Genomic DNA, 8,313 nt, shown 5'->3' on the forward strand with positions numbered 1-8,313 from the left:
TGAGCAATATATCAATTCAAGATGATAATTATCCATCCGTTAATCGAATAAGAGCTTATTCATACAGGTCCGTACGCCGGTCTTGGAAAATAGGAATCTGCTCGCGGATGGCTTCAACAGCTGTGAAGTCGACATCTGCATACACGATCTCTTCACCCAAGCCTCCTTCAGCTATAATATTACCCCACGGGTCTACAACAATGGAATGCCCTCCAAACTCATTGTTTTGATCCGCACCTACACGGTTGCAGGCGATGACGAAGCATTGATTTTCAATGGCTCGGCTAATCAATAGATTGCGCCAATGCTCCACCCTTGGTTTAGGCCATTCCGCAACGACCAACAGCCCTCTTGAACCATTCAGCATGTGAGTTCTCATCCATTCAGGGAAACGGATATCATAACAAATGACGCCGGCCACCGGCACATCTCCAAGTTGGAAGTTTCCTTTTTGATTTCCTGATTCTAAAAACTTCTCTTCATTCATCAAACGGAACAAATGCGCTTTCCGGTAATTGATCAGCCGGTTACCTTCCGCATCGTAGGCGACGAAAGTGTTATAATACTTCCCGTTTTCTTCTTCAGCTATGGATCCGGCAATCGTGATCTTATATTCCCTGGATAAAGTCATCAACAGCTCATGCGTGGGTCCTTCGAGCGTTTCTGCTATTTCGTCAAAGCGGGAAAGATCATAGCCTGTCGTCCACAACTCAGGTAACAAGATGACCTCACTTCCTTGTGCAGCAGCTTCTTTTATTTTCTCTTGCGCAAGTTTTCGGTTCTCTTCAGGATCACCGAAAACGATGTCCATTTGAATCATGGCTATTTTTGTTGTCATCCTATCACCTCATTTTCTTCTTAGTGTATCAAAAAATTCTGACGTTTCCCTAATGTTTTCGTAAGGGATTTTGCCTGGATGGTGAGAATTGATCTCCTGCCTTCATTCTGTGTATCGAAACAGACCGCCCATGCTACAATAAACATAAACCGCTATTCAATGATATGGCAGGTTTCTTGAAGACTCGGTTTAGAGACCATTGTTAAGTAGATGGGGCTGCGGGGAATAACTCGCTTTCTGCGGGAGCGCGGCAAGCACTTTTTTCCCGCAGGAGGCTCTCCATCATCCCCGCAGGAAAGTGAGTAGCTTCTCAGCCACCCCTCACGCTCAAACCAGGCAACGAACCTCGAAACATCTCGAAACATTTCGAAACTGATTCTTCAAGAATAGGGAGCATATCTGCTAGAAAGAGTAAAAGGACGTGGGAGTATGTTTGAGTTGTTTCTTCCGATGCTTGAAAGGCTCGGGATTATCGTAACGGTCGCTTTCATTATTACCCGTTTCCGGTTTTTCCGAGAGTTGATCGATAAAAAAACGCTGGACCAACGTCAGCGGTACATGGCGATCGCGTTTTTTGGGTTGTTCGGAATTATTGGTACATATACAGGCATCACCTATGACACAAGTTCCCTTGATTATGGACGCTGGGTTTATAGTCTTGTCGAATCCGAAGCACTGGCAAACTCAAGAGTGATCGGAATAGTTGCAGCCGGTCTTTTCGGAGGTTACCGGATCGGTATAGGGGCGGGAGTCATTGCTGGACTGCATCGTCTGTCTCTCGGAGGGTTTACAGGGGTCGCTTGCGGGATATCCGCAGTGGTAGCTGGAATCATTGCAGGTTACTTTCATAAAAAAGAGGAGCCTCTGAAACTGAAGACGGCATTATTTGTTGGTGCTCTTGCAGAAACAGTCCAGATGGGAATCATCCTCCTCATCTCCAATCCATTTCCTCGTGCGTGGGCCCTTGTCCAGGAGATTGGAGTACCTATGATTGTAGCCAATGGTGTTGGCTCCGCCTTGTTCTTATTGATCATTCGCAATGTTCTTCATGAAGAAGAGAAAGTCGGAGCCATACAGGCCCAAAAAGCGCTGAAGTTGGCAGAGTCGACGGTATCTCATCTGCGCAAAGGGTTAACGATGGATTCTGCAGAAAAGGCATGCCGGATAATTTATGGAGAAGTTCAAGTGAGTGCAATCTCCATGACTGATAAACAAAGGATTCTTGCTCATGTAGGACAGGCTGATGACCACCATAAGGCGGGGGAGCCGATCCAAACGGACGCTACTCGTGAAGTTATTGAGACAGGGAAGCGTGTAGTAGTCAGGCATGAAGAGATTCAATGTCAACAGCCGGATTGTCCTCTTGGGGCTGCGGTCATCGTTCCATTGAAGAAACGTAAGGAAGTGGTTGGTACGCTAAAGTTTTATGTATCGTCACAAAAAGAAATCTCCAATGTTTTATTGGAATTGATCCAGGGATTAAGTGCACTCCTCAGCCAGCAGCTGGAGCTTGCGGATGCTGAAAAAGCACAGGAACTTGCACGGGAAGCGGAAGTAAAAGCCTTACAGGCCCAAGTGAATCCACACTTTTTGTTCAATTCGTTAAACGTCATCGTTTCGTTGACCCGCACGGAACCTGACCGGGCAAGAGCCCTTCTTATAGCGCTTTCCAAATTTTTCAGACAAAACCTGGGAGCGACGACCAAAACCTGGACGTCTTTAAAAGAAGAGTTGAAACATGTAAAATCCTATCTTCTCATCGAAGAGACGCGTTTCGTTGATCGCCTGCATGTCCACTATGATATTGATGAAACAGCGTTATCCGCTCGTATCGCTCCTTTAACCTTACAACCCCTGGTCGAAAACAGTATCAAGCATGGGATCAAAGACCAGGAAGGGGGAGCGGAGATTACGATTCGTGTTCGTAAAGATGGTGGTAATGTAAATATCAGCGTAGCAGATAACGGAAAAGGCATTGAACCGATGAGGCTGCGTACTTTGGGAGAACAATCGGTCACGTCTGAAAGAGGGACGGGATTCGGGTTATATAACGTCAACAAACGATTAGAATACATGCATGGAAAGAGTGCGAAGCTGCAAATTAGGAGTGAACAAGGACAGGGGACCACCATAGCCTTTACGGTCCCTCTTCACGAAAAGGAGACAGGGTCATGAGTGGGAAAATCACGGTTCTCATCGTTGATGATGAGCGCTTTAGTCGCGAAGAATTGAATTTTTTACTAAAACCTTACGAAAGCATAGAAGTCGTAGGTGAAGCGGGATCTGGAGATGAAGCCGTCATGCAGACGATAAAGCTTCAGCCGGATGTTCTTTTTCTTGATGTGGAAATGCCGACGATGGATGGAATGGCAGTAGCGAAGGCGGTTCAGGAACTCAAGAAGGTGCCGGAGATTGTGTTTGCGACCGCCTATCCGGATTTTGCTGTCGAAGCCTTTCGTCAGAAGGCCATTGATTATTTGCTTAAACCTTTTGATGAGGAACAGTTGAGTGAAACTTTGGAAAGAATAGAGAAGAAATTGAAGCCGGCGGAAGAGAAGGTGGCCAACGTTCCTTCCAAGTTGGCCGTGGAGGTTGAAGATACGATCGAATACCTCGATCCTTCAGAAATTATGTACGTCCACCGGGAGGATCGAATTACGAAAATCGTCGGCAAACAAAAAGTCTACGAAACGAAAGATGCGCTTAAAGATGTGGAAAAAAGGCTGCAAGGCTTCTCTTTCTTCCGGATTCATAAAAGTTATCTTGTGAATCTGGATTATGTACATCGATTAACTCCGTGGTTCAATGGAGCCTATCAATTGGAATTGCAGCATACAAAGGAAAAACTTTCTGTCAGCCGTAACTATGTAAAGGAATTAAGAAAGAAGCTGGAGTTGTAATCTGACGCTGTCTTTCATTCTACATTTACGACATCTTGGGCATTAATCCTGACATGTTAGTCAAAAAACTCACTTTTGGAAGCGTTCTCTTGATATATTCTTTGTAAGCGATTACAGAAACGCGCGAAAAGGAGGATATACAATGATTACTTTTCTAGTGAGTATTGCACTTTTAATTATCGGTTATCTTACGTACGGTAAATATGTTGAAAAAATGTTCGGCGTAAACACAGGACGTGAAACGCCTGCTTATTCTCATGGTGATGGTGTCGATTACCTGCCAATGGGAGAAAAAAGAAATGCTTTAATTCAGCTCTTGAACATCGCGGGTGTAGGTCCCATTTTCGGTCCTATTCTCGGGGCTTTATATGGACCAGTCGCTTTCCTGTGGATTGTGTTTGGTGCCATTTTTGCCGGAGCGGTGCACGATTATTTGACAGGGATGATTTCCATCCGTAACCGTGGTGCCCATCTGCCTGAGCTTGCAGGGAAGTTTTTAGGGAAAGTCATGAAGCACGTAGTCAACGCGTTTGCCATTCTTTTACTTGTCCTTGTAGGAACGGTATTCGTGACAGCACCTGCAGATTTATTACACAACATGACGAGCAGCTGGCTCGCTCTTCCGGTTATTCTGGTTGTGATTTTTGCTTACTATTTGTTAGCGACAATGCTTCCCATTGATAAGATCATTGGACGTTTTTACCCGGTTTTTGGTGCTCTTCTACTCATCAGCGCTATTGGAGTCGGTGTATCACTTGTCGTCACAGGTGCACCCATCCCGGAATTGACTTTAACCAACATGCATCCGGATAACGCACCGATTTTCCCATTGTTGTTCCTGACGATTTCTTGTGGTGCTCTCTCAGGCTTTCATGCGACACAGACCCCGATTATCTCAAGAACGACACAAAAAGAAAAACAAGGGCGTCGCATTTTCTACGGCATGATGATTGCTGAAGGGATCATAGCCATGATCTGGGCAGCGGCAGCCATGAGCTTGTTCAACGGTTCAGCAGGACTGAATGAAATTCTTGCAAGTGGGGGACCAGCAGCCGTTGTGAGTGAAGTTTCCATCGCTATGCTTGGCGCTGTCGGTGGTACTCTGGCCGTGCTTGGTGTCATCGTTCTGCCAATCACATCCGGAGATACAGCATTCCGAAGCGCCCGTATGATTATTGCTGACTATATTAAAGTACCTCAGAAGAAAATCATGAGTCGTGTATGGATTGCCCTCCCATTGTTCGTCATTTCCTTTGCTTTGACACGAATTGATTTTACGTTACTCTGGAGATATTTCTCCTGGGCAAACCAATCAACAGCCGTCATTGCGCTGTGGGTAGGAGCGATGTACTTGTTCCTGTCCCGTAAGAATTACTTTGTTGCGGCCGTGCCTGCGACCTTCATGACAATGGCTACATTCACCTACATCCTGAATGCACCGATCGGATTCGGATTGTCCTTGAATGTTTCCTATGTTGTTGCAGCCATTGGTACCGTTGCGGTGGTCACAGCCTTTATCATTGCCGCCCGTCGTGGACTAAAGAAGGATATTCCTCTAGAAGAGGATCTGAAGCAAACCGCTTAATGTTAAAGAGCACCTACTTTTTGAAAGTAGGTGCTCTTTTTTGTCTGTGGGCCCTTAAGGAGAGAGCGGAATGTGGAGTATTTCTGTTCATCATGTCGAATCCTAAAATAACGATGTCGAACACCTTATGTCCGCCAAGCACTCGTTAGGGAATGTTTTTCTTAACGATGAAAGGGTATCCTTTATAGGGAAAGGAGAGATTTTTGTGGAACAAGAAATCCAAGAAAAACAAGGAACGTTTTTCATAGGACAAGAAGAAGACCCAAAGGCTCAGCTTCTATTTGAAGAAAATGAAAATACAATGGTCATTACAAGTACTTTCGTTGCGCCGTCTGAACGTGAACAAGGTTTTGGCGGGGAATTGATCGATTATGCCGTGAACTACGCACGTAAACATAAATTAAAAATTGACCCGGTCTGCTCCTTCGCCCGGGAAGTTATTGATCATACACCTGAATATCAAGTGGTGTTAAAAGAGTAGAGGGGGAGTTTCTGATGGTGAAAATAAGGGAACCTGAAGAAAAGGATTTGATGCATTTTACAAGATACAGCATCGATTTTCTTCATGTGACCAGCTCAGAAAGGCTGAACAATGAAGAAGTGAGAAACCGCAAGTATTGGGCAGCCGATCAATTCCTAGCAAAAAACCCGAAACAGAAACTGTTGGTTGCTGATATGAATGGAAGAATGATCGGGTATGTTCTTGGCATTATCGAGTCCCATGGGGAAGCAGATGTGTATGGATATATCCGGGAAGTATTTGTGGATGAATTTTATAGACGTGAAGGTATTGGCACAGACTTGTGTGACGAACTGGTTGATTGGATGTATCAGCAGGAAGCAAAAACAATCCAGGTAAGTCTCCGCCCTCATCAGAATGGGGTGAGTGAATTCATCCGCCATATCGGTTTTTCTTCAGTCAGCACCCTTTATGAATACCAGCCAGAGAGATAAAGGATGTTTTGGAGAGGAGATAGAGAATGAAAAAGGCTATGCTGATCGTCAATCCTTCTTCAGGAAAAGAAGAGGCTGTCGATCATGTTGAAAAAATCGAGCAAATTTTATCGGAAAAAGATTATGACGTGGAAGTTTCTCAAACAGAGAAAGAACTGGATGCCACAAAGTATTGTCAAAATGCCTGCAGAGATGAGTACGATCTCGTCGTTTCCATGGGGGGAGATGGTACGCTCCATGAAACAATCAATGGAATGGTAGACGAAAGCCATCGACCGCGCTTGGGAATCATTCCACTTGGCACAGTCAATGATTTTGCAAGGGCTCTTGATATTCCTCTGAAAGTGGAAGAAGCAATCGATGTCCTTCGTTCTGATCAGACCAAATCTGTGGATATTGGAAAGTTCAATGACCAGTATTTTGTTAATATCGTAGCAGCGGGTGCCCTTGCTGAAGCGACCTATGAAGTGACACCCGAACAAAAAACGAAATTCGGTCCGCTTGCTTATATGATGGAAGGGATGAAAACCTTAACCCAGAACAGCAGCTATCCTATGCGGATCGAATATGACGATAAGGCATGGGAAGGGGAATCTTTTCTTTTCCTGGCGGCTTTAACGAATTCAGCCGGGGGATTCGAAAAATTATCCCCGGAAGCGAAAGTGAATGATGGGAAAATCCACGGCTATATCGTACCTAAAGTAAATATGATTCGTCTCGCTTCCATTGTTTCTGCTATTCTTCGAGGTGGACTCAAAGACGAGCGGGATGTGGAATACTTCAAAGCGGATCATATCCGTGTGATTTCGGAAGAAAACCTGGTGACGAACGTCGATGGAGAAGAAGGCGATTCTCTGCCTGTGGAGTTGTCTGTCCTTCCATCTCACATATCTGTCGTTGTAAAATAGGTAAAGGCTGTCATGTGTACAGCCTTTTTTCTGTGCCATACTAGGAGTGAATGAGGTGCATCTATGAAGAAACCAGATATGGAAGATTACTTGCAGGAAGGCATTTATGGAAGTCGGCAAACAAAACCAGGGGAAAGAAAGCAATACCTTGGTACGTTAAGAGAACGAGTCCTGGTCGCACTGACGAAGGGGCAGGTGATGCGGGAGCAGGGGCAGGAAGAGTTGGTAGATCTCATGAAAAGCTACCAGGATGCCGAACTGCTTTTGAACGGAGATGTAAGCTATCGGTTTTTATCTCCCTACATGGATTTAGCCGAGGAGCATAATATTCACCACTCCATCGTTTCGAATAAGGAAACCCATTCTGAATTCGGGGCTGTGCTCACATTGGATTACGCTGTTGAAAAAGAGCATATCAGGGTTGAAGAAGAAAAGGAAGTCGTAGAATCATCTGACCAGAACGGGTGGACAAGCTTTTTCAAATCTCTTTTTAAACCATCTAAATAAAAGAAAGGCTGCGGATGCTCCGCAGCCTTTTTACACGTCCTTCAAATAGAGAGGCCATTTTTTATTTGTACTGATTTAAGAATCTTGCCAGACCCACGATAATAATAGCAAAAGAAAAAAGTATCATTGCAATGTAGCCGGCGTAGAACAAGAATTGATCGAAAAAGTTCCCGGAAGTTTCACCGATGCTGTAAAGCGCATACCCGGAAAGTAGAGCAGCTAGGAACAGAAACACACGGTTGTTGAAGTCCATCTTTATTCCACCTCCTTTGTACTTCAAATATATGATGTACAAACGTGGAATATTTAACTTTTAAAAAATATTTTGCCGGCTTGTCCACACCTAACAAAGATCCTGTCTAATACTCAGCCTTTATTCAACAATTTGGCAGGATTGTGGAAGACTCAGTTTCGAGACGTTTGTTGAGTGCATGGGGGCTGCGGGGAATGACTCGCTTTCCGCGGGAGCGCGGTGAGCCTCCTCGGACTGCGTCCTGTGGGGTCTCACCAAGCACTTTTTTCCCGCAGGAGTCTCGCCATTCCCCTCCGCCCCTTAACCAAGTATGGTTCTCGAAACCACTACTTAAAAATCAGCTTGTATGGATATGAGAAGTGAATGAT

9 protein-coding genes are annotated in these 8,313 nt (G+C 44.9%); 7 read left to right on the forward strand and 2 right to left on the reverse strand.

Annotated features, from left to right (window positions below; genetic code table 11):
• Positions 1 to 55: 55 nt before the first annotated feature.
• On the reverse strand, positions 56 to 838 hold the full coding sequence (locus VKA52_RS01260; RefSeq protein WP_326313922.1) for a carbon-nitrogen family hydrolase: 783 nt from the start codon (positions 836 to 838) through the stop codon (positions 56 to 58).
• Between the two features lie 429 nt (positions 839 to 1,267).
• Between VKA52_RS01260 and VKA52_RS01265 the strand changes: the two genes are divergently transcribed.
• The 7 genes from VKA52_RS01265 (at position 1,268) to VKA52_RS01295 (ending at position 7,692) form a co-directional block, all read left to right on the forward strand.
• Positions 1,268 to 3,013, forward strand: coding sequence for a sensor histidine kinase (locus VKA52_RS01265; protein ID WP_326313923.1), 1,746 nt, complete (start codon positions 1,268 to 1,270; stop codon positions 3,011 to 3,013).
• The gene (locus VKA52_RS01270) at positions 3,010 to 3,738 is read left to right on the forward strand and encodes a LytR/AlgR family response regulator transcription factor (RefSeq protein ID WP_326313924.1); all 729 of its coding nucleotides are present in this window, start codon (positions 3,010 to 3,012) and stop codon (positions 3,736 to 3,738) included. The genes VKA52_RS01265 and VKA52_RS01270 overlap by 4 nt, the downstream gene beginning before the upstream one ends.
• Positions 3,739 to 3,880: 142 nt before the next feature.
• Positions 3,881 to 5,323, forward strand: coding sequence for a carbon starvation CstA family protein (locus VKA52_RS01275; protein ID WP_160916564.1), 1,443 nt, complete (start codon positions 3,881 to 3,883; stop codon positions 5,321 to 5,323).
• A 205-nt stretch (positions 5,324 to 5,528) separates the two neighbouring features.
• On the forward strand, positions 5,529 to 5,804 hold the full coding sequence (locus VKA52_RS01280) for a GNAT family N-acetyltransferase (RefSeq protein ID WP_326313925.1): 276 nt from the start codon (positions 5,529 to 5,531) through the stop codon (positions 5,802 to 5,804).
• 14 nt (positions 5,805 to 5,818) lie between these two features.
• Positions 5,819 to 6,277 carry a GNAT family N-acetyltransferase gene (locus VKA52_RS01285; RefSeq protein ID WP_160916560.1) on the forward strand — a complete coding sequence of 153 codons (459 nt, stop codon included), beginning with the start codon at positions 5,819 to 5,821 and terminating at the stop codon, positions 6,275 to 6,277.
• A gap of 26 nt (positions 6,278 to 6,303) precedes the next feature.
• Positions 6,304 to 7,185 carry a diacylglycerol/lipid kinase family protein gene (locus VKA52_RS01290; RefSeq protein ID WP_160916558.1) on the forward strand — a complete coding sequence of 294 codons (882 nt, stop codon included), beginning with the start codon at positions 6,304 to 6,306 and terminating at the stop codon, positions 7,183 to 7,185.
• Between the two features lie 63 nt (positions 7,186 to 7,248).
• Positions 7,249 to 7,692 carry a YueI family protein gene (locus tag VKA52_RS01295; RefSeq protein WP_326313926.1) on the forward strand — a complete coding sequence of 148 codons (444 nt, stop codon included), beginning with the start codon at positions 7,249 to 7,251 and terminating at the stop codon, positions 7,690 to 7,692.
• Positions 7,693 to 7,753: 61 nt separating this feature from the next.
• Here VKA52_RS01295 and VKA52_RS01300 read toward each other — a convergent pair whose 3' ends face one another.
• On the reverse strand, positions 7,754 to 7,945 hold the full coding sequence (locus VKA52_RS01300; RefSeq protein WP_160916554.1) for a hypothetical protein: 192 nt from the start codon (positions 7,943 to 7,945) through the stop codon (positions 7,754 to 7,756).
• Between the last annotated feature and the right edge of the window lie 368 nt (positions 7,946 to 8,313).

This window comes from Halobacillus sp. HZG1 (assembly GCF_035818575.1).
GTDB classification, from domain to species: Bacteria; Bacillota; Bacilli; order Bacillales; family Halobacillaceae; genus Halobacillus; species Halobacillus litoralis.